General features: G+C 63.9%; 25 protein-coding genes. 15 read left to right on the top strand and 10 right to left on the bottom strand.

Annotated features, from left to right (window positions below; genetic code table 11):
- Positions 1 to 219 precede the first annotated feature (219 nt).
- Positions 220 to 750, top strand: a complete 531-nt coding sequence (locus LCM24_RS09800; RefSeq protein WP_224803892.1) for a hypothetical protein — start codon at positions 220 to 222, stop codon at positions 748 to 750.
- A gap of 77 nt (positions 751 to 827) precedes the next feature.
- Here the strand turns inward: LCM24_RS09800 and parC are convergent, their stop codons facing one another.
- Complete coding sequence (gene parC, locus LCM24_RS09795; RefSeq protein ID WP_224803890.1) at positions 828 to 3,125, bottom strand: DNA topoisomerase IV subunit A; 2,298 nt, start codon at positions 3,123 to 3,125, stop codon at positions 828 to 830.
- A gap of 97 nt (positions 3,126 to 3,222) precedes the next feature.
- Here parC and LCM24_RS09790 point away from each other — a divergent pair, with 97 nt between their 5' ends.
- Positions 3,223 to 3,780 (top strand): DJ-1/PfpI/YhbO family deglycase/protease, encoded by a 558-nt coding sequence (locus LCM24_RS09790; RefSeq protein WP_224803888.1) that lies wholly within the window; start codon positions 3,223 to 3,225, stop codon positions 3,778 to 3,780.
- 62 nt (positions 3,781 to 3,842) lie between these two features.
- Here LCM24_RS09790 and LCM24_RS09785 read toward each other — a convergent pair whose 3' ends face one another.
- From LCM24_RS09785 to LCM24_RS09775, 3 genes are all read right to left on the bottom strand, one after another.
- Complete coding sequence (locus LCM24_RS09785) at positions 3,843 to 4,169, bottom strand: 2Fe-2S iron-sulfur cluster-binding protein (protein ID WP_224803886.1); 327 nt, start codon at positions 4,167 to 4,169, stop codon at positions 3,843 to 3,845.
- Positions 4,166 to 5,272 carry a cysteine desulfurase family protein gene (locus LCM24_RS09780; protein WP_221562210.1) on the bottom strand — a complete coding sequence of 369 codons (1,107 nt, stop codon included), beginning with the start codon at positions 5,270 to 5,272 and terminating at the stop codon, positions 4,166 to 4,168. Before LCM24_RS09780 ends, LCM24_RS09785 begins: the two co-directional genes overlap by 4 nt.
- A 217-nt stretch (positions 5,273 to 5,489) precedes the next feature.
- The gene (locus LCM24_RS09775; protein ID WP_224804931.1) at positions 5,490 to 6,536 is read right to left on the bottom strand and encodes a cysteine desulfurase family protein; all 1,047 of its coding nucleotides are present in this window, start codon (positions 6,534 to 6,536) and stop codon (positions 5,490 to 5,492) included.
- 126 nt (positions 6,537 to 6,662) lie between these two features.
- Between LCM24_RS09775 and LCM24_RS09770 the strand changes: the two genes are divergently transcribed.
- Together LCM24_RS09770 and LCM24_RS09765 are read left to right on the top strand one after the other, a co-directional pair.
- Entirely contained in the window at positions 6,663 to 7,319 is a 657-nt protein-coding gene (locus LCM24_RS09770; protein ID WP_090482077.1) for an alpha/beta hydrolase, read from the top strand.
- Between the two features lie 163 nt (positions 7,320 to 7,482).
- Positions 7,483 to 8,154 (top strand): energy transducer TonB, encoded by a 672-nt coding sequence (locus LCM24_RS09765; RefSeq protein ID WP_224803884.1) that lies wholly within the window; start codon positions 7,483 to 7,485, stop codon positions 8,152 to 8,154.
- Between the two features lie 19 nt (positions 8,155 to 8,173).
- Here the strand turns inward: LCM24_RS09765 and LCM24_RS09760 are convergent, their stop codons facing one another.
- Positions 8,174 to 8,386: a hypothetical protein gene (locus LCM24_RS09760; RefSeq protein WP_318247367.1), complete on the bottom strand. Its 213-nt coding sequence runs from the start codon at positions 8,384 to 8,386 to the stop codon at positions 8,174 to 8,176.
- Positions 8,387 to 8,503: 117 nt separating this feature from the next.
- Between LCM24_RS09760 and LCM24_RS09755 the strand changes: the two genes are divergently transcribed.
- From LCM24_RS09755 to LCM24_RS09745, 3 genes are read left to right on the top strand one after another with little or no spacing between them, the layout of a single operon-like run.
- A complete protein-coding gene (locus LCM24_RS09755; protein WP_224803882.1) occupies positions 8,504 to 8,875 on the top strand; it encodes a DUF3597 domain-containing protein in 372 nt (123 codons plus the stop codon).
- Between the two features lie 38 nt (positions 8,876 to 8,913).
- Positions 8,914 to 10,767 (top strand): DUF885 domain-containing protein, encoded by a 1,854-nt coding sequence (locus tag LCM24_RS09750; protein ID WP_224803880.1) that lies wholly within the window; start codon positions 8,914 to 8,916, stop codon positions 10,765 to 10,767.
- Between the two features lie 23 nt (positions 10,768 to 10,790).
- Complete coding sequence (locus tag LCM24_RS09745) at positions 10,791 to 12,422, top strand: FAD-dependent oxidoreductase (RefSeq protein WP_224803878.1); 1,632 nt, start codon at positions 10,791 to 10,793, stop codon at positions 12,420 to 12,422.
- A gap of 3 nt (positions 12,423 to 12,425) precedes the next feature.
- On the opposite strand, the gene LCM24_RS09740 is transcribed toward LCM24_RS09745, so the two are convergent.
- On the bottom strand, positions 12,426 to 12,902 hold the full coding sequence (locus LCM24_RS09740) for a DUF937 domain-containing protein (RefSeq protein WP_160594417.1): 477 nt from the start codon (positions 12,900 to 12,902) through the stop codon (positions 12,426 to 12,428).
- A 171-nt stretch (positions 12,903 to 13,073) separates the two neighbouring features.
- The gene (locus tag LCM24_RS09735; RefSeq protein WP_224803876.1) at positions 13,074 to 14,714 is read right to left on the bottom strand and encodes a phosphoenolpyruvate carboxykinase; all 1,641 of its coding nucleotides are present in this window, start codon (positions 14,712 to 14,714) and stop codon (positions 13,074 to 13,076) included.
- Positions 14,715 to 14,846: 132 nt separating this feature from the next.
- Here LCM24_RS09735 and LCM24_RS09730 point away from each other — a divergent pair, with 132 nt between their 5' ends.
- The 8 genes from LCM24_RS09730 (at position 14,847) to LCM24_RS09695 (ending at position 21,917) form a co-directional block, all read left to right on the top strand.
- Complete coding sequence (locus tag LCM24_RS09730) at positions 14,847 to 15,611, top strand: response regulator transcription factor (RefSeq protein WP_224803874.1); 765 nt, start codon at positions 14,847 to 14,849, stop codon at positions 15,609 to 15,611.
- On the top strand, positions 15,604 to 17,169 hold the full coding sequence (locus tag LCM24_RS09725) for an ATP-binding protein (RefSeq protein ID WP_224803872.1): 1,566 nt from the start codon (positions 15,604 to 15,606) through the stop codon (positions 17,167 to 17,169). Before LCM24_RS09730 ends, LCM24_RS09725 begins: the two co-directional genes overlap by 8 nt.
- Positions 17,166 to 17,624, top strand: a complete 459-nt coding sequence (locus tag LCM24_RS09720; protein WP_224803870.1) for an HPr kinase/phosphorylase — start codon at positions 17,166 to 17,168, stop codon at positions 17,622 to 17,624. The genes LCM24_RS09725 and LCM24_RS09720 overlap by 4 nt, the downstream gene beginning before the upstream one ends.
- Positions 17,621 to 18,517, top strand: coding sequence for an RNase adapter RapZ (gene rapZ / locus LCM24_RS09715; RefSeq protein WP_224803868.1), 897 nt, complete (start codon positions 17,621 to 17,623; stop codon positions 18,515 to 18,517). Before LCM24_RS09720 ends, rapZ begins: the two co-directional genes overlap by 4 nt.
- A 69-nt stretch (positions 18,518 to 18,586) precedes the next feature.
- The gene (locus LCM24_RS09710; RefSeq protein WP_100260748.1) at positions 18,587 to 19,012 is read left to right on the top strand and encodes a PTS sugar transporter subunit IIA; all 426 of its coding nucleotides are present in this window, start codon (positions 18,587 to 18,589) and stop codon (positions 19,010 to 19,012) included.
- Positions 19,009 to 19,287, top strand: a complete 279-nt coding sequence (locus LCM24_RS09705; RefSeq protein WP_224803866.1) for an HPr family phosphocarrier protein — start codon at positions 19,009 to 19,011, stop codon at positions 19,285 to 19,287. The genes LCM24_RS09710 and LCM24_RS09705 overlap by 4 nt, the downstream gene beginning before the upstream one ends.
- Position 19,288: 1 nt before the next feature.
- Positions 19,289 to 20,119 carry a TrmH family RNA methyltransferase gene (locus LCM24_RS09700; RefSeq protein WP_224803864.1) on the top strand — a complete coding sequence of 277 codons (831 nt, stop codon included), beginning with the start codon at positions 19,289 to 19,291 and terminating at the stop codon, positions 20,117 to 20,119.
- Between the two features lie 49 nt (positions 20,120 to 20,168).
- Positions 20,169 to 21,917 (top strand): amidohydrolase, encoded by a 1,749-nt coding sequence (locus LCM24_RS09695; protein ID WP_224803862.1) that lies wholly within the window; start codon positions 20,169 to 20,171, stop codon positions 21,915 to 21,917.
- Positions 21,918 to 21,920: 3 nt separating this feature from the next.
- Here LCM24_RS09695 and rmuC read toward each other — a convergent pair whose 3' ends face one another.
- The 3 genes from rmuC to LCM24_RS09680 are packed head-to-tail and all read right to left on the bottom strand — an operon-like array spanning position 21,921 to position 24,122.
- Positions 21,921 to 23,318, bottom strand: a complete 1,398-nt coding sequence (gene rmuC / locus LCM24_RS09690) for a DNA recombination protein RmuC (protein WP_090482035.1) — start codon at positions 23,316 to 23,318, stop codon at positions 21,921 to 21,923.
- 53 nt (positions 23,319 to 23,371) lie between these two features.
- Positions 23,372 to 23,569 (bottom strand): hypothetical protein, encoded by a 198-nt coding sequence (locus LCM24_RS09685; RefSeq protein ID WP_224803860.1) that lies wholly within the window; start codon positions 23,567 to 23,569, stop codon positions 23,372 to 23,374.
- Complete coding sequence (locus tag LCM24_RS09680; protein WP_090482029.1) at positions 23,556 to 24,122, bottom strand: peptide deformylase; 567 nt, start codon at positions 24,120 to 24,122, stop codon at positions 23,556 to 23,558. Before LCM24_RS09680 ends, LCM24_RS09685 begins: the two co-directional genes overlap by 14 nt.
- Positions 24,123 to 24,394 lie beyond the last annotated feature (272 nt).

The following is a 24,394-nucleotide window of genomic DNA, read 5'->3' as shown; positions in this document are numbered from 1 at the left end:
CTAGCCTTCAGCTTCGCTTAAGCTGCAATGCAACATAACGGGCTCACACGGTTGCCTCCCGGCGGTCGTTTTGTCATAGAGCGCCCGCTTCCCGGAGGGGGCATGCGGCACCGGCGTGAGGCTCTGTTCTCCGCAGCCGCTCAAATTTTTCGCAGGACCCTTAGCGCGCGCAGATGCGCATGGGGAACGCATAATCTGAACAAGTCTAGGAGTTCATTCATGAAAATCGCAAAGCTGGCCATCGCTGCCGTCGCTCTTGCCGCCACCCCCGCCCTCGCCAACGAGCAGGTCGCTGCAGGCGCAACCGTGACCGGTCCCGAAGGCAATGCCGTCGGCACCATCGTCTCGGTCGAAAACGGTCAGGCCGTGCTCGACACCGGCAAGCACAAGGTTCCGCTGGGCGTCGAAATGTACGGCCAGGGCGAAACAGGCCCGACCATCACCGTGACCAAGGCTCAGCTCGACGGCATGATCGACGCACAGCTCGCAGAAGCGGCTGCCAAGCGCGATGCAGCCCTTGTGGTCGGCGCAGAAGCCATGGACGCTTCGCACGCACCGCTTGGTACCGTGCTCGAAATCAACGGCGACAACATCGTCCTCGCCCGTGGCGGTGACGAAACGAACAAGGTCACCCTGCTGCGTACTCATTTCGACGCGACGGACCATGGCCTGATGGCTCGCCTGACGAACGCGCAGATCGATGCTGCCATGGCGCAGGCGGCTCCGGCTGCCGGAAGCACGGGCGAATAAGCCTTTTACCAATTCCCTGAGCCCAGTTTCAGGGTCGCAAGGGGCCGGGAGTGCGCAAGCGCTTCCGGCCTTTTTTGCTATCCGAACCGGTTGTCGCGCGGGAAGCCTTGCGGCGGCAGGCGTCCGGCACCGCCACGCGCGACCTTCCACTGCCACATATCGCCTTCGGTACGGGTCCGGTCGCCCTTGCCGCCCATTGTCCAGCTAAGCCCTTCTTCCAGCTTGAACGTGGTCGCATCGGACAGGCCGCCATCGCGATAGCTTTGCAGCTTCACGCCCTGCCCCTTGGCAAGCCGAGGCAGTTCTTCGAGGTTGAACACCACCAGCTTGCGGTTGTCGCCGACCACCGCAACGTGGTCGTGCCCCTGCTCGATAGCCCGCGCTACGACCAGCTTCGCATCGCCCTTGAGATTGACGACCTGGCGACCCTTGCGGGTTTCGGCCAGCATCGCGTCGGTGGTGGCGGCAAAACCTTTGCCGGTATCAGCGGCCAGAAGCACTTCCTGCCCTTCGCGATGGACGATGACCGCAGCGATCTGCGTACTTGCCTCTATGTCGAGCGTGTTGCGGACCGGTTCACCGAACCCGCGCGCGCCGGGCAGCTTGTCCGCGCCGAGAGTGAAGACCCGTCCGTCGGCCCCGACCAGCAACAGCTTGTCGGTCGTCTGCGCATGGAGGACGAAGGCCGGGCCATCGCCTTCCTTGTACTTGAATTCCTGGTCCAGCGGCAGGTGCCCCTTGGCCCCGCGTACCCAGCCCTTTTGCGAGAGGATGACTGTAACAGGCTCCTTCTCGATCATCGCGTCCATGCTGAATTCGACTGCCGGGGCAGCCTCTTCGATGGTCGTGCGGCGGCGGCCGAGATCGGTTTCGGGCCCGTATTCCTTGCGCAAGGTATTGAGGTCGCGCTTCAGGCGCGTGCGCTGGCGGGCCGGGGAGCCGAGCAGTTTCTCGAGCTCATCCTGTTCTTTCAGCAGCTCGTCCTTCTCGTTGCGCAGCTGCATTTCTTCGAGCTTGCGCAAGGAGCGCAGGCGCATGTTGAGGATCGCTTCCGCCTGCCGGTCTGTAAGCTTGAACTCTTCCATCATCACCGGCTTCGGCTCGTCCTCGGTCCGGATGATCTCGATCACGCGGTCGAGGTTGAGGAATGCGATGATATAGCCTTCGACAAGTTCCAGCCGCTTGGCGATCTGGTCGAGCCGGTGGCGGCTGCGGCGCTGGAGGATGTCGATCTGGCTGGCGATCCAGTTTTCCAGCAGTTCCTTCAGCCCCATGACCATCGGCGTGCGGCTTGCGTCCAGCACGTTGAGGTTGAGGCCGAAGCGCGTCTCCATGTCGGTGAGCTTGTAAATGCTCTCCTTCAGCAGCTCGGGATCGACATTGCGGCTGCGCGGCACGAGGACGATGCGGATCGCCTCGTCGCTTTCGTCACGCACGTCTTCCAGGATCGGCAGCTTCTTGTCGGCAATCGCCTGTGCGATCTGTTCGATCAGCTTGCCCTTGGCGACCTGGTAGGGGATTTCGGAAATGACCAGCTGCCATTGGCCGCCGCCCAGCCGCTCGATCCCCGCCTCGCGATCTTCCGGTTTTTCGGCTTCTGCGGCGTGGAAGCGGCCACGCACACGGAAAGAACCGCGTCCCGTCTCATAGGCGTGGCTGATCGTGTCCGCACTTTCGGGCACGACCCCGCCGGTTGCGAAGTCCGGCCCCTTGAACAGCTCCATCAGCCGCGCGTGTTCGACATGCGGATTGTCGATCACCTCCAGCGTCGCATCGACGATCTCGGCGACGTTATGCGAGGGGATATTGGTCGCCATGCCCACCGCAATCCCGCTCGCGCCGTTGGCGAGCAGGTTAGGGAAGAGGCCCGGCATGATTTCCGGTTCTTCTTCCTCGTTATTGTAGGTCGGGATGAAGTCGACCGTGCCCGCGTCCAGTCCCTCCATCAGGCGCATCGCGGTCTTGGTCAGGCGCGCTTCGGTGTAGCGGTAGGCCGCGGCGTTATCGCCATCGATATTGCCGAAATTGCCCTGCCCTTCCACCAGCGGATAGCGCAGCGCGAAATCCTGGGCGAGACGGACCATCGCGTCATAAGCGGCGGTGTCGCCATGCGGGTGGTACTTACCGATAACCTCGCCGACCACGCGGGCCGATTTCTTGAACCCGCTGGCGGGATCGAGCTTCAGCTGGCGCATGGTCCACAGCAGGCGGCGGTGGACCGGCTTCAACCCGTCGCGAAGGTCGGGCAGCGAACGCGCGGTAATCGTGCTCAGCGCATAGACGAGATAGCGTTCCGACAGGGCGGAATCGAAAGGTGCATCCACGATTGCATCGAACGGATCGACGCCGGAATCATCGAGATCGGTAGTGGCCATACGGCTTGCCCTACCAGAGCCACGGCTCGCCTGTCAGCACGGAACGCAGAGCTGTCCCCACACGTTGCATGGGTAACACGAAATCAAGGAGTTACCTATGACAAAGCGGATCATGATCCTCGCCACTAACGGCTTCGAACAGTCGGAACTGATGAAGCCGAAGGCCAATCTGGAAGACGCCGGTTTCGAAACCACCGTGGTGAGTCTCGAAAAGGGCGAAATCAAGGGTTGGGACCAGAAGGACTGGGGCGACAGCGTTGCGGTAGAGAAGACGGTCGATGAGATTTCCGACTGTTCGGGCTACGACGCGCTGCTCCTTCCCGGTGGCCAGATGAATCCCGACATCCTGCGCATGAACGAGCGTGCGATTGCCATCGTTCGTGAATTCGACATGGCCGGCAAGCCGATCGCAGCGATTTGCCACGCACCGTGGCTGCTCGCCGAAGCCGACCTCATCAAGGGCAAGACGGTCACTGCATGGCCCTCGATCCGGACCGACCTGAAGAATGCAGGCGCAAATGTGGTCGACAAGGAAGCGGTCGTCGATGGCAACCTAATCACCAGCCGTAATCCCGACGACATTCCGGCATTCAGCAAGGCCCTCATCGAAATGCTTGGTGAAACGGTGGAGAAGCGCGAACTCGAAAGCGCCTAACCGATAAATCGCTCTCGAGGAGAGAGAACGACCCCGCCGCAGCGATGCGGCGGGGTTTTTCGTTATCCGCTCATATCGTGGCTTTCCGCAGGGATCGCCACGCTCAGCCCGTCGAGGCCGTCCTCAAGCACGATCTGGCACGAAAGCCGACTGGTGCGGCGCACGCCTGCAGCAAGGTCGAGCATGTCTTCCTCTTCCTCGCTCGCTTCGGGGAGCCGGTCGAACCATTCCGCATCGACGACGACATGGCAGGTCGAACAGGCCATCTGCCCTTCGCACGTGCCCTCCAGCGGCATGCCCGCCGCCTGCGCCACGCGTAGCAGGCTGTCCCCCGCATTGCCTTCGGCTTCCACCCGATTGCCTTCGGTAGTGTGAAAAACGACCTTCATAGCGATCCCTGCGCCTGTGCTGCCTCGTTGATGATGCGCCCTGCTTCCTCGATTTCCTCGAGCGTGGTGTAGCGCCCGAAGCCGAGGCGGATGGACGCCTTGGCGAGCTTTTTCGGCAGGCCGATCGCTTCGAGGACGTGACTGGTACGCCCCGACCCGCTGGCGCAGGCGGACCCTGCCGAGAACATCACGTTGCGGCACTCGCTCATCAACCGGCCTACATCGAGGCCGCCGCCATTGGGGCCGCGCGGGCGGATATTGAGATTGCCGTGATAGCGCGCTTCGGCACTGCCGTTGAGTTCCCACTTGTCGAAGATCTCGGTCGCCCGCTTCCAGAGCTTTTGCACGTGCTCGGCATCCTGCTCCATGCGGTCCTTGGCCTCGGCAGCGGCAGCGCCCATTCCCGCAATCAGCGCGGGCGAGAGCGTGCCGGAGCGAAGGCCGAATTCCTGCCCGCCGCCGGTCTGGACTTCGTGCAGATCGACCCCGTCGCGCACCCACAAGGCGCCCACGCCCTTGGGCCCGTGGAACTTGTGCGCGCTGATCGCAATCATGTCCGCGCCGGTAACCTCTATCTTGCCATAGGCCTGCACCGCATCGCACAGGTAGAGAGCGTTGTTCTCCTTCGCCTTGCGGTGCCATTCGACCGTGGGCTGGATCACGCCGATCTCGTTATTGACCTGCATCAGGCAGACCAGGCGGGTGTCCTGCGGCAGGTCCTGCTTGGTATTGCACTGCCCGTCCTTGGCGACATTCAGCACATGGCACTTGCCCGCGTCCTTTGCCGTGTCGAGGACGGCGGAATGTTCGATGGCGGACACGCTGACGGTCCCGCCGCCCCCGTCCCTTGCCCGCGTGCCGCGAATGGCGAGGTTGAGCGCCTCGGTCGCGCCGGAGGTGAAGATCACCTTGCCGCCTGCAGGGAACAGCGCGGCCACCTGGTCGCGCGCGAATTCGATCGCGGCCTTGGCCTCGCGGCCGATCTTGTGCGGGCTGTGCGGATTGCCGAAGCCGGTTCCGCCCGGCCCGTCGAGCCAGCGCATCATGGCATCGCGCGCTTCAGGCGCGAGCGGGGTCGTGGCCTGGTAATCGAGGTAGATCATGCCGCTACCCGTGCCGGGCAAAGGCGACGAAGTTTACACCCTGTCACCCGCCCGGAATGCCTCGAGGCGCCCGGAATTGCGGGATTTTTCGCACGAGCCACCGGGGTGACACCTTGCTGCCTTGTGCGCAGGAGAACTGAATTCGTCATGGATCGGATCGTGGCCCGTCGTTCCGGAGTAGGAAAGGGATTGGCGGCGCAGGCAGTCGCGATGAACGTCATGCCTTCGCCAATTCAAGCCATACCTCGCAGAAGCGTTCCACTTCTTCGCGGGTGGTGTTCCAGCCGAAACTGGCGCGGATAGTGCGGTCGGCCACCTCGGGTGCGACCTGCATGGCTTGCAGCACGTGGCTGGTCTTCATCGTCCCGCTTGAACAGGCGCTGCCTTGCGAGACCGAGATGCCCGCCATGTCGAAGCGCATGACCTGCGCGCTGCCGCTCATCTTGGGCATGGCGATGGCGCGGATATAGGGCGTGGCGTCCGAAAGGCGGTCGGACAGGAACTTGCCACCGCTTTCGCGGCAGTGAGCAACGATTGCATCGAGCGGATCGAGCACGAAGGGGTCGAGATAGGGAGAATGCGCAGCTTCCAGCGCTGCCGCCATGCCCGCCGCGCCGGGCAGGTTCTCGGTCCCGCGCCGATATCCACGCTCCTGCCCGCCTGCCGGTTCGAGCATGGCGAAATCCTTCACCAGCAATGCACCGATCCCGATCGGGCCACCGAACTTGTGCGCGGAAACGATTGCCATGTCGCACGGGGGAAGCGCGAGCTTGCCCGCGCTCTGGGCGCAATCGGCAAGCAGGAGCCCGCCCGCCTGCTGCACGATGCCGGAAATCGCGGCGAGATCCTGACGATTACCCGTTTCGGAATTGATATGCTGGACCGCGACGAGTGGGCGCTCACGCTGGACTGCTTCCGTCAGGATTTCGAGATCGAGCGCGCCGTCGGGCCGGACCGGCAGGCGCTCCGCATCGGGAGCCGCTTTCAGGATGGCATCGTGCTCGACAGCCGAGAGCAGCCGCGCGCCTGCCTTGGCATGGCCGAGGGCCAGTGCCGCCGCCTCGCTCGCCCCGGAGGTGAAGATCACTTCACCCTCCCAGCCGAGCGCCCGTTTCACGCGCTCGCGGGCATCTTCCAGCGCGGCGCGGGCCTTGCGGCCCTCGGCGTGCGGGCTGCTGGGATTGGCCCAGAGGTCGAAGCCTTCCTCCATCGCGGCGCGCGCTTCGGGGCGCAGCGGCGTAGTGGCGGCATGATCGAGATAAATTCGTGTCTTGACGGGACGTGCTCAATATAATTGCGATTTCGCAGCGAAACCCTATATAGCGCGCAACCTCGCGCAAGCCATATCCGGCCTGCGCCATCGAAAATTTCCGACAGGGTACACCTCCCCATGCCGACCGTGATCTTTCCCGGCCCCGAAGGCCGCCTCGAAGGCCGTTTCTCCCCCGCACCGCGTCCGCGCGCGCCCGTGGCGATGATCCTCCACCCGCACCCGCAAGGCGGCGGCACCATGAACGAGCAGATCACGCAGCGGCTCTACAAGACCTTCGTCAATCGCGGCTTTGCCACGCTGCGCTTCAATTTCCGCGGCGTCGGCCGCAGCCAGGGCAGCTTCGACAACGGCATCGGCGAATTGTCCGATGCGGCGAGCGCGCTCGACTGGGTGCAGCAGGTCCATCCCGATGCATCCGTCACCTGGGTTGCGGGCGTCAGCTTCGGCTCGCTGATCGGCATGCAGCTGCTGATGCGCCGCCCGGAGATCCGCGGCTGGATCAGCATCGGTGCGCCTGCCAGCATGTATGATTTCTCGTTCCTGGCACCCTGCCCCGCCAGCGGCATCTTCATCCACGGCGCGCAGGACACGGTCGTCCAGCCGGGCGCGGTCACCAAGCTCGTCGAAAAGCTGCGCACGCAAAAGCACATCACCGTGCACCACGAAGAAATCCCGCGTGCGAACCACTTCTTCGAGAACGAGCAGGAAGAGCTGATGAAGTCGGTCGACAACTACCTCGACTTCCGCCTCGATCCGAGCTGCCCAATCAAGTGATCCGGTGACGGGCGCCACTGATTTGGCGCCCTCAACCGCCTGAAAATCGACATCCTTTCCAACTGCGCGAAGCCCCTAGCGCCGGGCTCCGATCCCGTGCGCCTTGCATTCTGAGTGTAATGTTGTAACATTGCAGTCTAGAGTCGCAAGGAGAGGAAAGACTATGGCCTATGCAGATACCAGGAGGGCATCGCCGGCCGGCATGGTTGCCGCCATCGGCGTGCAGGCTGCCATCGGTTTCGCCGTCATCACCGGCCTGACCGTCACGGCAGGCATCGTCGAAAAGCCCGAGATACTCGACACCTGGGACATCAAGGACGAGCCGCCGCCCCCGGCCCCGCCTCCGCCCGAACCGGCCACGGATGCCGTGCCGGAAGTCGCCACCACGCCGCCGATCACGGTGCCGCAGCCCGACCTGTCGCTGTCGGACATCAAGCCGGTCATCCCCACGACCGAGCTGATCCTGCCGCCGCAGCCCATGCCGAAGCCCGGCCCGACCAAGCTCGATCCGGTGCCCTCGCCCACGCCGAGCGGTTTCGATCCGGTGGGGGCCAAGCCGCGCAACGACCCGGGCCGCTGGCTGAGCGATCGCGACTACAAGTCGAGCTGGGCGCGCCGCGATCTGACCGGTACCGCGACGTTCAAGCTCGATATCTCGGCGACGGGCAATGTAACGGGCTGCCAGGTGACCCGCTCCACCGGCCACTCCGAGCTAGATGCCGCAACCTGCGTGCTCGTCCAGAAACGCGCGAAGTTCGAGCCCGCCCGCGGTAGCTCGGGCGAGCCGGTGGCGGGAAGCTATACCGGCTCCGTCCTCTGGCAGCTGCCCGACTGAGCCTCCCGATCAGGCAGCGTCAGCGAGAGCCCCGTTCGACCTTGTCGAGCGGGGCTTCTCCGTCTGCGGTGGGTACCGTCCAGATCATCACGTTGACGACGGCGATAATCGCCAGCAGCACCATCAGGCCAGCATTCTTCAGATTGCCGGTCCGCTTCCACAGCATCCACGCGCCGAAGACCAGCAGGGCCGCAGCAAGGACGGTCAGCGATAGAACAGTGTCGAGCATCATTTCCCCGAAATTGATTGGTTCATCCGGCGTTTAGCCGCGGAACGCCAGGACGTCTTTATCGTTTAACAAATGTGTAGTCGGTCTGACTGCAGCGTCTTTCACAAAGGGGATAATACGATGGGTATTTTCAGCAAGATCAAGAGCGCGATTTTCGGCAAGGAGGCCAAGGCCCAGGAAGCCCCGCCCGCATCCACGCCCGTCAATGCCCCCGCCACCGCTCCCCGCGACGAGACCGTGCCCATGGTCAATGTCGAGAACAGCCTCGATTCCATGCCCGGCGCGGATCGCCTCAACTGGCGCACCAGCATCGTCGACCTGATGAAACTGATCAATGTCGATTCCAGCTATGCGAACCGCAAGGAACTGGCGCAGGAGCTTGGCCGCGAAGACTATAGCGGCACGGCAGAAGACAACATCTGGTTGCACCGCCGCACCATGCAGGAACTTGCGGCCAATGGTGGCCGCGTCCCGCCCGAATTCCTCGATTGATTTGACAAGGTAAGCGCGGCGGCCCCAAACCGCCGCGCATGACCACCCAAACCTTTGAAACCACCCGCCGCCAGTTCATCGCAGGACTTGGCGCGACCAGCGCTCTCACCCTCGGCGGATGCGCCGCCATCCCCCGCCCCGAAGGCATTGCGACGGCCCAGGCCATCGGCGCCGAACGATTGCTTGAAGTCGTCGGCTACAACCTCCTCGGCCACGAGCCGGAGCGCGCCACCGGACTTGGCGTCGATACCGGCCAGTACGCACATCTTCGGGGAAAGCTTGAAGACCAGTCGCCTGCGGGCCAGCAGGCTTATGCATCGACACTGAAGCAGGACCTCGAGCGCGTCCGCGCCTTCCCGCGCGAAGGCCTGGACAGCGAAAACCTGACCAATCTCGAAGTCGTCGAAAGCGCCTACGAACTCGCGCTCGACGGCTTTGCCCTGCCCTATGGCGATACCCCCGTCGGCAACTGGCGCACCGCGCCCTATGTCGTCATCCAGAACGTGGGCGAATATCTCGCCCTGCCGCGCTTTATCCAGTCGAGCCACAATGTCGAAAACGGCGACGATGCCGACGCCTATATCGAGCGCATGGAGCAGATGCCCTCGGTCTTCGACGGCGAACTTGCCCGCATTCGTGCGGCACGCGGCATGGGCGTCGTGCCGCCCGGCTTCCTGCTCGACAAGGCGATCAGCCAGATGGAACAGACCATCGCCAGCGCCGGCAAGGGCGAGCTTTTCGCAGACGATCTGCGCGCCAAGCTCAATGCCAAGGGCATGCCCGAAAGCCACGCCAACCTCGCACTGACACTGGAAACCGGCCCGATCGCCGAGGCGCTCCAACGCCAGCTGGCCGAACTACGTGCCGAACGCGCCGTCGCCAGCGATGCGCCGGGCATTTCCGCGCGCCCTCAGGGCGAGGAATTCTACGCTTGGGCCCTGCGTTCGAGCACGACCACGCGCCTCACCCCCGACGAGGTCCATAACCAGGGCCTCGAAGAACTCGACGCACTGCACGCGCGCATGGACCCGATCCTGCGCGATATCGGCTACACCAGCGGTTCGGTGGGCGAACGGATGCAGGAGCTGGGCAACGATCCGCGCTACAAGTTCGCAGAAGGCGATCCGGGCCGCGAAGAGATCATGGAATTCATCTGGGACCGGGTGAACTGGATCAAGGGCCAGATGCCGCGCGCCTTCAACACGCTGGTCGACCCCAACATGGAAGTGAAGCGCATCCCGCCCGCAGAAGAAGTCGGCGCGCCGGGGGCATATGGCGGTGCGGGCAGCAAGGACGGCTCCATCCCGGGCCGCTTCTGGATCAATCTGCGAGACACCGATCTGCACCGCAAATACGACCTCGCCGACCTCACCTATCACGAGACGATCCCCGGCCACGTGTGGGAGGGTGAATATTCCAATCGCCTGCCGCTCATCCGCTCCATCCTGGCCTTCAATCCGTTCAGCGAAGGCTGGGCGCTGTACGGCGAGCAGATGGCCGATGAACTGGGCGCATACGACGAATTTACCGTGGGCCGACTTGGCTACCTCCAAAGCCTCGCCTTCCGTGCGTGCCGCATGGTGGTGGACACCGGCCTCCACGCCAAGGGCTGGAGCCGCGAGCGCGCCGTCCAGTTCTTCGTCGAACGCAACGGTAGCAAGCGCGGCGAAGTGGAGAGCGAAGTCGACCGCTATTGCAGCTGGCCGGGGCAGGCGACCGGATACAAGCTCGGCCACAGCCGCATCGTCGACCAGCGTTCGCGCGCAGAGCGTGAACTCGGGAGCCGATATGATTTCAAGGCGTTCAACGATGCAGTGGTCCTGGGCGGCAATGTGCCGATGGATGTGCTGGAGCGGAATGTGGAGCGCTATATCGCGTCCGCCTCCGCCTAGGGCGGAGTTGAACGGAAGGCCTGATGGAACAGTTCGGCGAAAACCTGGAGACGATGCCGCGCGTTCCACTGGCCGACGAACACGTCGCCTGCCTGCGCGAACTCGGCACCGAGCGGACCTACGAAAAGGGTGCGATGGTGGCCGAGGCGGGCGAGACCATGGACCGTTTCGTCTACGTCCTCGACGGGGAAATCGAGGTCGTCGATCCGTTTTCCGGAGAGCGGTTGATGGATAGCTCGCTCGGGCCCACGCAATTCATGGGGGAGATCGCCTTCCTCAATGCGGGGTCACACACGCTGCCGATGCGGGCCGCGAAGGATACCCGCACACTCGAGGTCCCGCGCGAAGACATGCTGGATCTCATGTCGCGCATCCCGGAATTGTCGGACCACGTGCTGAGCGTGTTCGCCGCCCGCAGGCGCAAGCAGTTCGAAGGCAACAACAGCGCGATCAAGCTAATCGGCGCCGACCAGGATGCAGCCGTGCAATCGGTCGAACGTTTTCTCAGCCGCAATCGGGTTCCTTTCCAGAGCCTCGATCTCGACGGGGATGACGACGAGGCGCTCGAGGCGTGCCGGTTGGTGGAACATCGCCCGGCGGTCATCCTTGGCCAGGACCGCGTGATCGACGATCCCAGCCCGCGCAAGATGGCGCAGTATCTCGGCCTCGATCTCGATGTCTGCCGCGAGACGGTTTACGACCTGCTGATCGTTGGCGCAGGGCCGGCCGGAGTTGCTGCGGCTGTCTATGCCGGGAGCGAGGGCCTGAAGGCGCTCGTGGTCGAAGACACCGCCATTGGCGGGCAGGCAGGCACCAGCAGCCGGATCGAGAACTACATGGGTTTCCCGACCGGCATCAGCGGCGCCGACCTGGTCTATCGCGGACAGATCCAGGCGATGAAATTCGGAACCCGGTTTGCCATGCCGCGCCAGGTCTGCGGGCTTGTCCGGCGAGAGGACGGCACTTTTTGCGCCGATCTCGACGATGGCGACCAGGTGTGCGCGAAAACGGTGCTGGTTGCGACCGGCGTACAGTATCGCCGCCTTCCCCTCGACCGGCTGGCCGAATTCGAAAGCAGGGGCATTTTCTATGCCGCGACCGAGATGGAAGCCCGCTTTTGCAAGAATACCGAAGCGGTCGTCATCGGCGGCGGCAATTCGGCCGGGCAGGCGGCCATGTTCCTCAGCCGCAATGCCCACCACGTCCATATCGTCGTGCGCGGCGACAGCCTCGCCGAAAGCATGTCGAAATACCTGACCGACAGGCTGGTGGCCGACCCTGCGATCACGATCCATTACCGCACCGAAGCAAGCGCGCTGCACGGCGACGATCACCTCGAAGGCGTTACTCTATCCGGACCCGATGGCGACGAGCAAATCGACACCAGGGCGCTGTTTATCATGATCGGCGCCGCGCCCAATACGCAGTGGCTGTCCGACCTGGCGCAGACCGATGAGCGCGGGTTCGTCGTGACAGGCAGCGATGCCGGACGCAGCTCTCCTTACGAAACCAGCGCGGACGGTATCTTCGCCGTCGGCGATGTGCGCGCAGGGTCCGTCAAACGGGTCGCCAGCGCCGTCGGCGAAGGTTCGGTCGTGGTCAGCCGGATCTGGAACTATATCGACGCCCTGTCGAGGAAACAGCCGGCCGGATAGGGATTACCGCGCGGCAAGTCCGCCGACGATCGATCCCAGGATACCGCCAAGGCCGCCGCCCTGCTGGGCGCTGCCGCCACCCGCCTGCTTCGCCATGTAACCGGCGACCGCCATCGCGAGGATCGGCAGCATCTTCTTGAGCAGGTTTTCATCGAGCCCGGTGATGGCCGAGACTTCGCTGGCGACACCGCGGCTGGTTTCCTTGCCGCCGAAGATCGTGCCGAGAATGTCGTTGCCCTTGCCCGTATCGGTCGGACCGCCGCCGAGGACGGATTCGAGCAGGCCGCCACCGCCAAGGCCGCCGATAATACTGCCGAGCCCGCCAAGGCCCGACGATCCGGCCGTGGTCCGGCCCATTCCGGCTACGATGGCCGGCAGCAGGGCGCCCGCACCCGTGCGTGCGGTCTGTTCGTCGATATTCAGCTCGCGTGCCATGCTGGCAATCGCGCCGCTGTCCTGAAGCATCCTGGCGAGGCTCATAGCTGTTCTCCTTGTATGTCCAATACGGCATCCTGCTAGACGGCGAGGCATTTGCATAGGGGCGATCTCAAATCGCGCGGCATGCGGTGCCATTTTCTGCGCACCATACGAAAACCCCCGGGCCGCGTTTGATCGCGGCCCGGGGGCTCTCCTCTCCAACTGTTAGAACCGTCAGGCGGCAGCAGGTGCCGCGTCGCGCACGCCCTGGTCGACATGGGCTGCGAAGGGTTCGAAATTGTCCACGAACAGCTGCACCAGCTTGGTGGCGGTGCGGTCGTATTCGTCCTTGTCGTCCCAGGTGGAACGCGGGTCGAGGATCTGGCTGTCGACGCCCGGGACCGCGATCGGCACTTCGAAGCCGAAGTTCGGGTCCTTGCGGAATTCCGCTTCGTTGAGGCTGCCGTCGAGCGCGGCATTGAGCAGCGCGCGGGTCGCCTTGATGGGCATGCGGTTGCCTGTGCCGTACTTGCCGCCGGTCCAGCCGGTGTTGACCAGCCAGCACTGCGCGCCGCCTTCGGCGATGCGCTTCTTGAGCAGGTTCCCGTAAACGCTCGGATGGCGGGGCATGAAGGGCGCACCGAAGCAGGTCGAGAACGTCGCTTCGGGTTCAGTCACGCCGATTTCGGTGCCGGCGACCTTCGCGGTGTAGCCCGACAGGAAGTGATACATCGCTTGGTCGGGCGTGAGACGCGCGATCGGAGGCAGGACGCCGAAGGCATCGGCCGTCAGCATGATCACATTGCTGGGCGGCGGGCCCATGTTGTCGTCCGACGTGTTCGGGATCGACGACAGCGGATAGGCGCCGCGGGTGTTTTCCGCGAGGCTGTTGTCGTCGAGGTCGATCTCGCCGTCATCGTCCATCACCACGTTTTCGAGGACGGTGCCCTCCATGCGCGTGGTGGCGTAGATTTCGGGTTCCGCTTCGGGATTGAGGCGGATCATCTTGGCATAGCAGCCGCCTTCGAAATTGAAGACCGCCGTGTCCGACCAGCCATGCTCGTCATCGCCGATGAGCGTGCGGCTGGCGTCGGCCGACAGCGTCGTTTTGCCGGTGCCCGACAGGCCGAAGAACACCGCGCTCTTGCCGTCGGGGCCGATATTGGCGGAGCAGTGCATCGGCATCACGCCCTTGGGCGGCAGCAGGTAGTTGAGGATGCCGAAGACGCTCTTCTTCATTTCGCCGGCATATTTGGTGCCGCCGATCAGGATCAGCTTTTCTTCGAGGTTCACCGCGATCACGGTCTCGCTGCGGGTTCCGTGGCGGTCCGGATCGGCCTTGAAGCTCGGCAGGTCGACGATCGTGTATTCCGGCACGAAACCTTCGAGTTCGGCTTCTGTCGGGCGCACGAGCAGGGTGCGGATGAACTGGTTGTGCCAAGCGAGCTCGTTGATGACGCGCACGTTGACGCGGTATTCCGGCTGCGAACCGCCGAACAGGTCGGCCACGAACAGCTCTTCCTTGTCGGCCAGCGCCGCCATGAAGTCCTGTTTCAGGGCCGCGAAATGTTCCGGCTTCATCGAGGCGTTGTTGTCCCACCAGACCGTGTCTTCGGTTTCGGCGTTGCGGACGATGAACTTGTCCTTCGCGCTGCGGCCGGTGTGCTTGCCGGTCTGGACGACCAGCGGGCCATGCTTCGCGCGGCGGCCTTCGCCCCGCTCGAGCGCGGCTGCGGTCAGTTCTTCGGAAGTGAGATTGGGATGGATCGTCGCATCGATCTCGAAGCCCTGCGAGGCAAGCGAGGTGGAAAGCGGAAAGGTCACTGAAATCTCCAGCGCTGGTGAGCGGAATGTGTCCGGGAATCGCTGGCGCATACGAATGCGCCGCCCTTACCGATCCTTTAGTCCGGCCCCGCCGCAACGTCAAACGACCATCGGCCAGGAATGCCCAGAACGTGTGCGGCGTGCGTTGTCTTGCGTAAGGAAAAGCGTTACCCGACACAAACCATGGAAAACCAAGGCGAACAGGCCACCGCCCCGCAGGGCGCCACACCGCAGGCGGACGACCGCACGACCATTGCGCTGGTCGATGACGATCGCAACATCCTGACAACAGTTTCTATCGCGCTGCAGGCAGAAGGTTTTGCCACGCGCGTCTATTCCGACGGGGAAGCCGCGCTGGCGGCGCTGCTCGACAATCCGCCGGACCTCGCGATTTTCGACATCAAGATGCCCAAGATGGACGGGATGGAACTGCTGCGCCGCCTGCGCGAAAATTCCGCCCTCCCCGTCATTTTCCTGACCAGCAAGGACGACGAGCAGGACGAGGAAGCCGGCTTCCAGATGGGTGCGGACGACTATATCGCCAAACCCTTCTCGCTCCGCCTGCTGCTGGCGCGTATCCGCGCGATCCTGCGCCGCTCGGACGCACGGCGCCCCCTGCCGCTCGAAGTCGGGGAAAAAGCCGCCGAGATCATCGAGCGTGGTCGCCTGCGCATGGATCCCGCCCGCCATCATGTCACATGGGACGGCAAGCCGGTGTCGCTGACCGTGACGGAGTTCCTGCTGCTGGAAGCACTCGCGCTGCATCCGGGCGTCATCAAGAGCCGCAACCAGCTGATGGATGCCGCCTATCCCGACGACACCTATGTCGATGATCGTACCGTGGACAGCCATATCAAGCGCATGCGGCGCAAGTTCCGCAGCGTGGACAATGATTTCTCCTCAATCGAAACGCTTTATGGCGCTGGCTACAGCTTCAGCGATGGCTGAGAAGGGCAGCGTCCTCAAGGGCGATCCGCGACTTGAGAAACTGCGCTGGTCGCGCCGCCTTTCGCTCACCAGCCGCATCCTGTTCGTGAACGTCCTGCCGCTGGTGCTCCTTGGCGGCGGCGTCCTCTATCTCGACAGCTATCGCAAGCAATTGCTGGACGAGCGTTTCAAGCTGGCGCTGGTCGAAGCGCAGATCACCGCAGAAGCTCTCGCCGGTGCCACGGTCCAGCGCCAGGAAGCGCTGCTGATCCAGATCGGCAAGGAACAGCGCCTGCGCCTCAGGGTCTATGGCCCGGGGGGAGAGCTGGAATCGGACAGCTTCAAGCTGGCACCACCCAGCTTCGACCTGCCCGAACCGGCCGAGGTCGATCAAAGGGATATCGCCTACCGGATGGACCGATGGTTCGACCGGATCGTCGGCGCGCCCGCCCTGCCCGACTATGTCGACCCGGAAAGCGACGAAGCGTCGGCCTGGCCCGAGCTGGTTCGCGCGCGCGAGGAAAGCCTGACGCAAATCGTCCTGCGTGACGCACCGGACGGCACTCACGTCATCAATGCCGCCGCCCCAGTCGGGCTGGATGGCGATACCTTGCTGCTGACCCGCAATCCCGTCGACATCACCGAAAGCGTACGCGCCGCTCGCAGTACGGTTGCAGTGATCGTGCTGCTGTTCCTGCTGGTTTCGACCCTGCTGTCGTTCTTCCTCGCACAGACGATCGTGCGTCCCTTGCGCGAACTCGTTCAGGCGGCGGTGCGTGTCCGCCAGGGCCGCGATCGCGCGGTTGAGGTGCCCCGCCTGCCTGAACGCCGCGACGAGATCGGCATGCTCGCCCGCTCCATCTCGGATATGACCGCCGCCCTCAGGCACCGGATCGACGCGGTGGAAAGTTTCGCGGCCGACGTGGCGCACGAAATCAAGAACCCGCTCGCCAGCCTGCGCAGCGCGACCGAGAGCCTCGCCAAGGTGGACGACCCCGAATTGCGCGCCCAGCTGCTCGATATCGCGACGCATGATGTCCGCCGGATCGATAGGCTGGTGACCGAGATTTCCGACGCCAGCCGGATCGACGCGGAACTCTCGCGCGCCGAGTTTGAGCGCGTCGATCTCGACATGCTCGTGCGCAATATCGTCACCAGCCGCGAAGAGCGCGGAGAGAACGAGGGCCGCAAGATCGAAATCCATGCAGGCGGCGGATCCTACGCCGTCATGGGTGTCGCAATGCGCCTCGAAAGGGTGATCGACAACCTGCTCGACAATGCCGTGTCCTTCTCGCCGGAAGATGCGCCGATCACGGTCCACCTTTCCCGCCGCGACGGTATCGTCGACCTCGCGGTCGAGGACTGCGGGCCCGGCATTCCGGAAGAAAAGCGCGAGAAAGTGTTCCACCGCTTCCATTCCGACCGTCCCGATGGCGAGGATTTCGGCAATCACTCCGGCCTCGGCCTCGCGATCGCGCGCACCATCGCAGAGGCGCATGACGGCACGCTCCATGCCGAGATGCGCCCGGGCGGCGTCGAAGGCGCCTGCCTCGTGCTCAGCCTGCCCGCCGTGCGGTGAGCGAGCCGCTCTTCAACGTCAGCTGCGTGAGCCTGGGCGGCCGGGCGATCCTGATCAGCGGGCCGCCCGGAAGCGGGAAGACGTCGCTTGCCTTGGCTCTCATCGACCGCGGAGCGGAGCTTGTCGGCGACGACGGCGTTTCGCTTCACGAAAAAGACGGCCTGGTAATTGCCAGCCCACCTCCGGAAACCGCCGGCAAGATCGAGGTCCGCAATGTCGGTATCGTCGATCTGCCCGCGACCAGCGCCCCGCTCGCGCTGGTGCTGGATTTGACCGAGAACGCCCCCCGCTACCCCCTCGAAGAGAGATCTCGCGAGATCGTCGGCATCACGATTCCGCTCATCCAATTCCGGCCGGGAGACGCCATCCAAGCCCTGCGCGCGCAATACGCGTTGGATAAACACGGGCTGAGGGTTCCATCCCGTTCCGATGGCGGTGCTAAGAAGGCGCCATGAGCGACGACTCGCAAAAGCAACGCGTACTGTTGGTCACCGGCCTTTCCGGTGCGGGCAAGAGTACCGCCTTGCAGGTCCTGGAAGACCTGGGGTGGGAAGCGATCGACAATTTCCCGATCCGTCTCCTCTCTGGCTTGGTCGGGACAGAAAGCGACCATCCCTCCCCGATCGCCATCGGCTTCGACTCGCGGACCCGCGGCTTCGTGCCGTCCGAAACCATCGAACAGTGCCGGGCGCTTTCGCAACGCGACGATATCGAGCTGATGACCCTGTTCATCGACTGCTCAACCGCCGAACTGGAACGCCGCTACAACGAGACCCGCCGGCCCCACCCCATGGCACGCGGCCGCCCGGTCGCTGGCGGGATTGCCGCCGAACGCGAGCTCCTCGAACCGCTCCGGCGCTGGGCCGACAGCGTGATCGACACGACCGGTTTTTCAACCAACCAGTTGCAACAGGTCGTCCGCGAACGCTTCGCCGATAGCGAAACGCGCGACATGACCATCACCGTGTCCAGCTTCGGCTTCGCGCGCGGCATGCCCCCGCTCGCCGACCTCGTTTTCGACATGCGTTTCCTCGATAATCCACACTGGATCGACGGCCTGCGCGAACAGACCGGCCTCGACGAGGATGTCGCGGCGCATATCTCGTCCGACCCGGCCTTCGGACCGTCTTTTGCGCGTATTTCAGACACTTTGCGCGAGTTGCTGCCACACTATGCCGCGCAGGGGCGGAGCTACCTCAATATCGCTTTCGGGTGCACTGGCGGGCGCCACCGGTCGGTCTACAGCGCCGAACGCGCAGCCGAGGTCTTGCGCGAGGCAGGATTTTCGCCCACGGTCATTCACCGAAATCTGGGAAGCCGCCCCGCCGATCCGCTCGAGCGCCGCTGATTCCCTCGCCGCATAATGGTCGACAGACAAAGCTAACACCTTCGGAAAGCACAGCACGGCTCACTTCCCATGATCGGAATGATTCTCGTTACCCACGGCAAACTGGCCGAGCATTTTATCGATGCGATGGAGCATGTCGTTGGCCGCCAGGAAGGTGTCGCCACCATCTGCATCGGCCCGAACGACGATATGGAACTCAGGCGCAAGGACATCGCCGACGCCATCGAAAAGGTCGATGACGGCGATGGCGCGATCATCCTGACCGACCTGTTCGGCGGCACACCGTCCAATCTCGCGATCTCGCTGCTCGATACCGGTCGGATCGAGGTTATCGCCGGGATCAACCTGCCAATGCTGATCCGCCTTGCCGGAGCGCGCAAGTCGATGAACGTTGTCGATGCCGTGAACGCCGCTCAGACGGCGGGCCGCAACTACATCACCGTAGCCAGCGAATTCCTCGGGCAGGAAATCGACAGCGAACGGAAGGCAAGTTGAGCGAGCTTCGCAAGACCCTCACCGTCGTCAACCAGCGCGGCCTGCATGCACGCGCCAGCGCCAAGTTCGTCGGCGCGGTGGCGGAAGTGCCCGAAGGCTGTTCGGTGCGCGTCGCCAAGGGCGGCAATGAAGCGGCAGGCGGCAGCATCCTCGGCCTCATGATGCTCGGCGCGGCCAAGGGCGACACGATCGAACTGATCGTTGCCGGAAGCGAGGCTGAAACCGTCATGGCCGACCTTTCCGCCATGATCGAGGACGGTTTCGGGGAACCCTGACATGATGGGCGAGCGCAGCGACGCGCGCCGGATCATCACCGGCTTTTCCAATCCCACGGTCAAGGCGCTGCGCGCCCTGCGCGAAAAGAAGCACCGCAAGGCGGCGGGCAAGTTCCTCGCAGAGGGTCTCCGCCTGCTCACCGATGCGCGCGAGAGCGGTCACATCCCCGAAACCCTCGTCCTCTCCGACAAGCGCGACCCGCACCCGTTGCTGTCCGAACTGGAACGCGCGGTCGAGGCATCGGGCGGCGAAATCATCGAGACCTCGCCCGACATCCTCGCCAAGATCACCGGCAAGGACAACCCGCAGGCGGTCGCTGGCGTCTTTGCGGAATTCGACACATCGCTTGCCGCGCTCGACCGCACCTCCGCCGATATCTGGCTAGTGGCGCAGGCGCTGCGCGATCCCGGCAATCTGGGCACCATGCTCCGCACCGCGGATGCTATTGGCGCAGGCGGCGTAATCCTGATCGACGATTGTGCAGACCCCTTCAGCGTCGAGACGGTGCGCGCCAGCATGGGCGCGATCTTCACGCGCCGCGTCGCGCGAGCCGAGTGGGCAGATTTCGAACAATGGCTGCGTGGCGGCGAAGGCCAGCTGGTCGCCGCCTCGCTGCGCGATGCACAGCCCTATCGCTCCGCCCCCTATGCCGCGCCCTGCTTCGTGATGGTCGGCAACGAGAGCCGGGGCCTGCCCGAAGAATACGAGATGGCGTGCGACCTTCGCGTGACCATGCCGATGAAAGGCCGTGCCGACAGCCTCAATGCCGCAGTCGCAGCCGCAGTGCTTGGCTACGAGGTGCTGGCAGCACTCGACAGCGGAAGCGCTTGATCCCGCCTCCGAATTGCTGCCAAAACGCGGCAAGGGAGAGGACGCAGTGATGAAAATCTTGAGTATGGCCGGAGTAGCAGGAGGTTTGCTCCTGTTAGCCTGCGTCACTGCCCCTGTCGAATTGGCAGAGACCGATCCGGCTGACCTGATCCTTACCAACGCGCGGGTCTATACGCTCGCCTGGGGTGATCCCGACGGGGAGGGCAATCCGGCAGCCGACGCGCCGTTCGACGGATCGAACTGGAGACCTGACGCCGAAGCGCTCGCGATCGACGATGGCGCAATCGTGTTTGCCGGAAGTGCGCAGGAGGTGCTTGCGTGGCAGGGTGCCGCAACGCGCATAGTCGACCTTCAGGGCGCGACAGTCCTGCCGGGCCTTGTCGACACCCACACCCATGTGGTCGAATTCGGCGCGAAGCTCGACGCCGTCGATCTCACCGATGTCGCGACCGAGGCCGAAGCGGTTGCGCTGGTTGCCGAACGCGCCAAGACGCTGCCTGCCGGAGAATGGATTATCGGCGCAGGCTGGGACGAAGGCGCCTGGGCCAATGCCTATCCCGACAAGGCTTTGCTCAGCGCAGCGGTGCCCGATCATCCCGTCGTGATGCGCAGCCTCCATGGCTTCGGTCTGTGGGCCAATCAGGCGGCACTCGATGCGGGAGGGATTACGGCGCAGAGCGCGGTGCCGGAAGGCGGCGAAATGCGGCTCGGCGACGATGGCGCGCCAAGCGGCCTCTTCCTCAACCGCGCCACGACCATGCTGGACGAGGCGATCCCCACGGCGTCACTCGAAACCCGCATGCGGCAGACGCGCAAGGGCCTGATGCAGATGGCGCGCGACGGCTACGTCACGGTCCATGAAGCGGGCGCGGATACCCATGCGATGGAGACCTTCGCTGCGCTGGAGGCGTACGACAATCTGCCGATCCGCGTCTACGCCATGCTCTCGCTGCGCGACGAGCCGCTGATGCGCCGCTGGATCGCGAGGGGACCGGACAGCGACACGGACTCAATGCTCGTGACACGGTCCGTGAAGGCCTATTACGACGGGGCGCTGGGCTCGCGCGGGGCGCGCCTGCTGGAGGACTACGCCGATCGTCCCGGCCATCGCGGCGTTAGCGGGAGCGGGTACGGCTTCGATCGCGAGTTGAACGAAGCGGCGATGAAGGCGGGCTTCCAGACCGGCATCCACGCCATCGGTGACGCGGGCAATCGCGAGGCGCTGGACATTCTCGAGCGCGTATTTGCAGAGGCCCCGGCCGCGCGCGACAACCGCCACCGGATCGAACACGCACAGGTGATCGCACCTGAGGACATGGGCCGCTTTGCCGATCTGGATGTAATCGCATCGATGGAACCGCCCCACGCGGTGGAGGACAAGACCTGGGCCGAAGACAGGCTCGGGGCAGAGCGTATTCGCGGTGCCTATGCCTGGCGCACCTTGCTACGAAATGGCGCACGCATGACCTTCAACGCCGACAATCCGGGCAGCGATCACAGCATCTTCTACGGTCTCCACGCTGCCGTGACGCGGCGCGACAAAGACCTGCAGCCCAACGGCGGGTGGTATCCCGGAGAGGCAGTGACCATCGAGGAAGCGATCCGCGCCTATACCTCGTGGTCGGCCTATGCGGGCTTCCGCGAGGACGAGACGGGCATGATCGCGCCGGGCCGCTGGGCCGATCTGACAGTCATGGACATCGACCCCTTCACCCTCGCCCGGAGCGATCCTGCGGGGCTGCTGGACGGAGAGATCGTGATGACCATCGTCGATGGCCGGATCGTCTACGAGCGATAGCGCCTATTCCGCGGCTTCGCGGCCATCCTCGATCTGCGCGGCGTCTTCCGCATTGTAGCGCGGGGTCGCCTCGACCTTGGGCACTTCCTCGATCTCGCGCTTGCCGATTTCGATGCCCTGTTCCGACAAGCGGCGACCGGCGGACAGGACGTTACGCTCGAAACTGCCGACGAACTTGTTGTAATTGTTGACTGCGGTTTCCAGCCCGCCGCCGACGCGCTTCATGTGTTCCGCAGCGACCGCCAGACGGTCGTAAAGCTCTGCCCCGGCCTTGCCGATGGCGACCGCTTCCTGCGCGATCGTGTCCTGCCGCCAGACCTGCGCGACGGTCCGCGCGATCGCGACGAGATTGGTCGGCGTCGCAAGCAAAACCTTGTTGTGAAATGCAAAATCCCACAGTTCCGGATCATGTTCGAGCGCGGCAGCCACGAAATGTTCTCCGGGGACGAACATGACCACGTAATCGGGCGCATCGTCGAACTGGCTCTGGTAGCCCTTGGAGCCGAGGGTCTGGACATGGCCGCGCATCGATTTGGCGTGCTGGTCCATGTGCCGGGCGCGCTCTGCGTCGTCCTCGGCCTCGAACGCGGCCTGGTAGGCGTTCAGCGAGACCTTCGCGTCGATCACCAGCTTCTTCTGGCCCGGCACGTTGACGATGGCATCGGGCCGCAGGCGTCCGCTTTCGGTATCGACCGACTGTTCGAGGATGAAATCGGTGTGCTCGGAAAGGCCGCACTGTTCCAGCACGTTCTGCAAGGCCCGTTCCCCCCAGCGCCCGCGCGCCTTGGGGGCATTGGTGAGGCTGTTGCCGAGCCGCTGCGCCTCGCGCCGGACCTCTTCCTGCCCGCGCTGCATTTCGGTGATCTGCTGGTAGAGCCGCCCGAAGGCATCGGTGCGCTTTTCTTCCAGATCGGCGACCTGGCGTTCGTACTTGGCCAGCCGTTCCCCGACCGGTTGCAGCAAGGCCTTGATCTTCTCTTCCGAGGTTTTTTCCGAATGGCCCAGCCGCTCGCTCGCCCGTTCGAGGAATTTCTCCTGCGCCGCGCCGAGGACTTTCGCACCGGTATTCTCGAATTCCTTGAGCAGGTTGGCGCGCGATTCCTCCAGCAGGCGCTTCTGCTCCTCGAAACCGGCGGCCCGCGCTTTCAGCGCGCCATGCGCCTCGCGCTCTTCGTCCAGCTTGCGCGCGAGTTCATCCGCCCGAGCGGCGCGATCCGACATGGTCGCCAGTTCGGGCGCCATGCGAGAGAGCTTTTCGGACAGGTCCTTCGCCTCGCCATCGCGCTCCGCATGGCGGGCCTTCCAATCCGCCACCGGGCGCGAACCGAAAAACCAGCCGGCAAGCCCTCCGACAAGGAGGCCGGCGAACAATGCGATTAGTATGAAAATCATCGGGTCCATCCCGCGACATTAGGCGGAACGGAGAGAGAACGCCAGAGGGCGCGGAAAGCTATCTACCGCTGGCGTTTCACCACGAGGTTGTAGAGGAAATAGAACCCCACCGTGAAGGCGAGGAAATAGGCGGCGAAGCGGATTGCGAGCTCGTCGAAACCCGCACCGTCGCTGAGATAGCGCCAGGTGCAGCTGATCAGGGCGAACAGCAGTCCGGCGACTGCCGCCTGCGACCAGCTGATCCGGTCAGGCTGCCTCACGCAGCTTCTTCAGCTTCTTAAGGGCCATGTTGCGCTTGAGGCGCGAAAGGTGGTCGATGAAGAGAATGCCTTCGAGGTGATCCATCTCGTGCTGGATGCAAGTGGCCATCAGGCCTTCCATCTCTTCTTCGTGCACATTGCCGTCGAGGTCCTGGTAACGCACGCGGCAAGTGGCCGGACGGTCGACATCGGCGAAGATGTCGGGGACCGAAAGGCAGCCTTCCTGGTAGCTTGCCAGCTCGTCCGCCGGATCGAGGATTTCGGGGTTCACGAAGACCCGCGGTTCCTTCTTCGTCGGATAATGGTGGTGGTGATGGCCGCCGTGATCGCACTCTTCCGGCTCGGCATCGGTGTCTTCGGGCTGGAGATCGATGACAAGCAGGCGCTTGGGCACGCCGACCTGGATCGCGGCGAGGCCGATGCCGGGCGCGGCATACATGGTTTCGAACATGTCCTCGACCAGCGTTTTCAGCTCGTCGTCGAACTCGGTTACGGGTTCGGACACGGTCTTGAGCCGGGGATCCGGCACTTCGAGGATTTCACGGATAGCCATGGGTGCCGATTTAGTGTCGCTTGGCGGCAACCGCAAGCTTAGCAAGCCGATCAGTCTGATCGGGGTGCAACACGCTCGAAGCGAACCATCTGCACAGTTTTGCAAAGGGGACAGCGTGCCGAGCTATGTTTTTTGGCGTTCGACGCCTTGTAACGAATGCCGCCAGCATCCCAGATCGAAAACTCGCCTCCGCAGCTCTTGCAGGTTCCGCGATAGGATTCGGATTCGCGCTGCATCTCTGCCGCGATGCGCTCGGGCAGTATTGCTTGGAA

The organism is Qipengyuania aquimaris (assembly GCF_020171965.1).
In the GTDB taxonomy this organism is placed as follows: Bacteria; Pseudomonadota; Alphaproteobacteria; order Sphingomonadales; family Sphingomonadaceae; genus Qipengyuania; species Qipengyuania aquimaris_A.
Note: the sequence above shows the minus strand (reverse complement) of the source record. Positions and strands in the feature narration are given on the sequence as shown.

What these genes read in the sequence shown, in the direction of transcription:
- LCM24_RS09700 (WP_224803864.1), top strand. Translation starts at nt 19,289, where the DNA reads ATGATGGGCGAGCGCAGCGACGCGCGCCGGATCATCACCGGCTTTTCC.
- parC (WP_224803890.1), bottom strand. Translation starts at nt 3,125, where the DNA reads ATGGCCACTACCGATCTCGATGATTCCGGCGTCGATCCGTTCGATGCA.
- LCM24_RS09780 (WP_221562210.1), bottom strand. Translation starts at nt 5,272, where the DNA reads ATGATCTACCTCGATTACCAGGCCACGACCCCGCTCGCGCCTGAAGCG.
- LCM24_RS09765 (WP_224803884.1), top strand. Translation starts at nt 7,483, where the DNA reads ATGGCCTATGCAGATACCAGGAGGGCATCGCCGGCCGGCATGGTTGCC.
- LCM24_RS09755 (WP_224803882.1), top strand. Translation starts at nt 8,504, where the DNA reads ATGGGTATTTTCAGCAAGATCAAGAGCGCGATTTTCGGCAAGGAGGCC.
- LCM24_RS09770 (WP_090482077.1), top strand. Translation starts at nt 6,663, where the DNA reads ATGCCGACCGTGATCTTTCCCGGCCCCGAAGGCCGCCTCGAAGGCCGT.
- LCM24_RS09725 (WP_224803872.1), top strand. Translation starts at nt 15,604, where the DNA reads ATGGCTGAGAAGGGCAGCGTCCTCAAGGGCGATCCGCGACTTGAGAAA.
- LCM24_RS09735 (WP_224803876.1), bottom strand. Translation starts at nt 14,714, where the DNA reads ATGCGCCAGCGATTCCCGGACACATTCCGCTCACCAGCGCTGGAGATT.
- LCM24_RS09790 (WP_224803888.1), top strand. Translation starts at nt 3,223, where the DNA reads ATGACAAAGCGGATCATGATCCTCGCCACTAACGGCTTCGAACAGTCG.
- LCM24_RS09785 (WP_224803886.1), bottom strand. Translation starts at nt 4,169, where the DNA reads ATGAAGGTCGTTTTTCACACTACCGAAGGCAATCGGGTGGAAGCCGAA.
- LCM24_RS09800 (WP_224803892.1), top strand. Translation starts at nt 220, where the DNA reads ATGAAAATCGCAAAGCTGGCCATCGCTGCCGTCGCTCTTGCCGCCACC.
- LCM24_RS09750 (WP_224803880.1), top strand. Translation starts at nt 8,914, where the DNA reads ATGACCACCCAAACCTTTGAAACCACCCGCCGCCAGTTCATCGCAGGA.
- LCM24_RS09695 (WP_224803862.1), top strand. Translation starts at nt 20,169, where the DNA reads ATGAAAATCTTGAGTATGGCCGGAGTAGCAGGAGGTTTGCTCCTGTTA.
- LCM24_RS09740 (WP_160594417.1), bottom strand. Translation starts at nt 12,902, where the DNA reads ATGAGCCTCGCCAGGATGCTTCAGGACAGCGGCGCGATTGCCAGCATG.
- LCM24_RS09680 (WP_090482029.1), bottom strand. Translation starts at nt 24,122, where the DNA reads ATGGCTATCCGTGAAATCCTCGAAGTGCCGGATCCCCGGCTCAAGACC.
- LCM24_RS09745 (WP_224803878.1), top strand. Translation starts at nt 10,791, where the DNA reads ATGGAACAGTTCGGCGAAAACCTGGAGACGATGCCGCGCGTTCCACTG.
- rmuC (WP_090482035.1), bottom strand. Translation starts at nt 23,318, where the DNA reads ATGGACCCGATGATTTTCATACTAATCGCATTGTTCGCCGGCCTCCTT.
- rapZ (WP_224803868.1), top strand. Translation starts at nt 17,621, where the DNA reads ATGAGCGACGACTCGCAAAAGCAACGCGTACTGTTGGTCACCGGCCTT.
- LCM24_RS09730 (WP_224803874.1), top strand. Translation starts at nt 14,847, where the DNA reads ATGGAAAACCAAGGCGAACAGGCCACCGCCCCGCAGGGCGCCACACCG.
- LCM24_RS09760 (WP_318247367.1), bottom strand. Translation starts at nt 8,386, where the DNA reads ATGATGCTCGACACTGTTCTATCGCTGACCGTCCTTGCTGCGGCCCTG.
- LCM24_RS09710 (WP_100260748.1), top strand. Translation starts at nt 18,587, where the DNA reads ATGATCGGAATGATTCTCGTTACCCACGGCAAACTGGCCGAGCATTTT.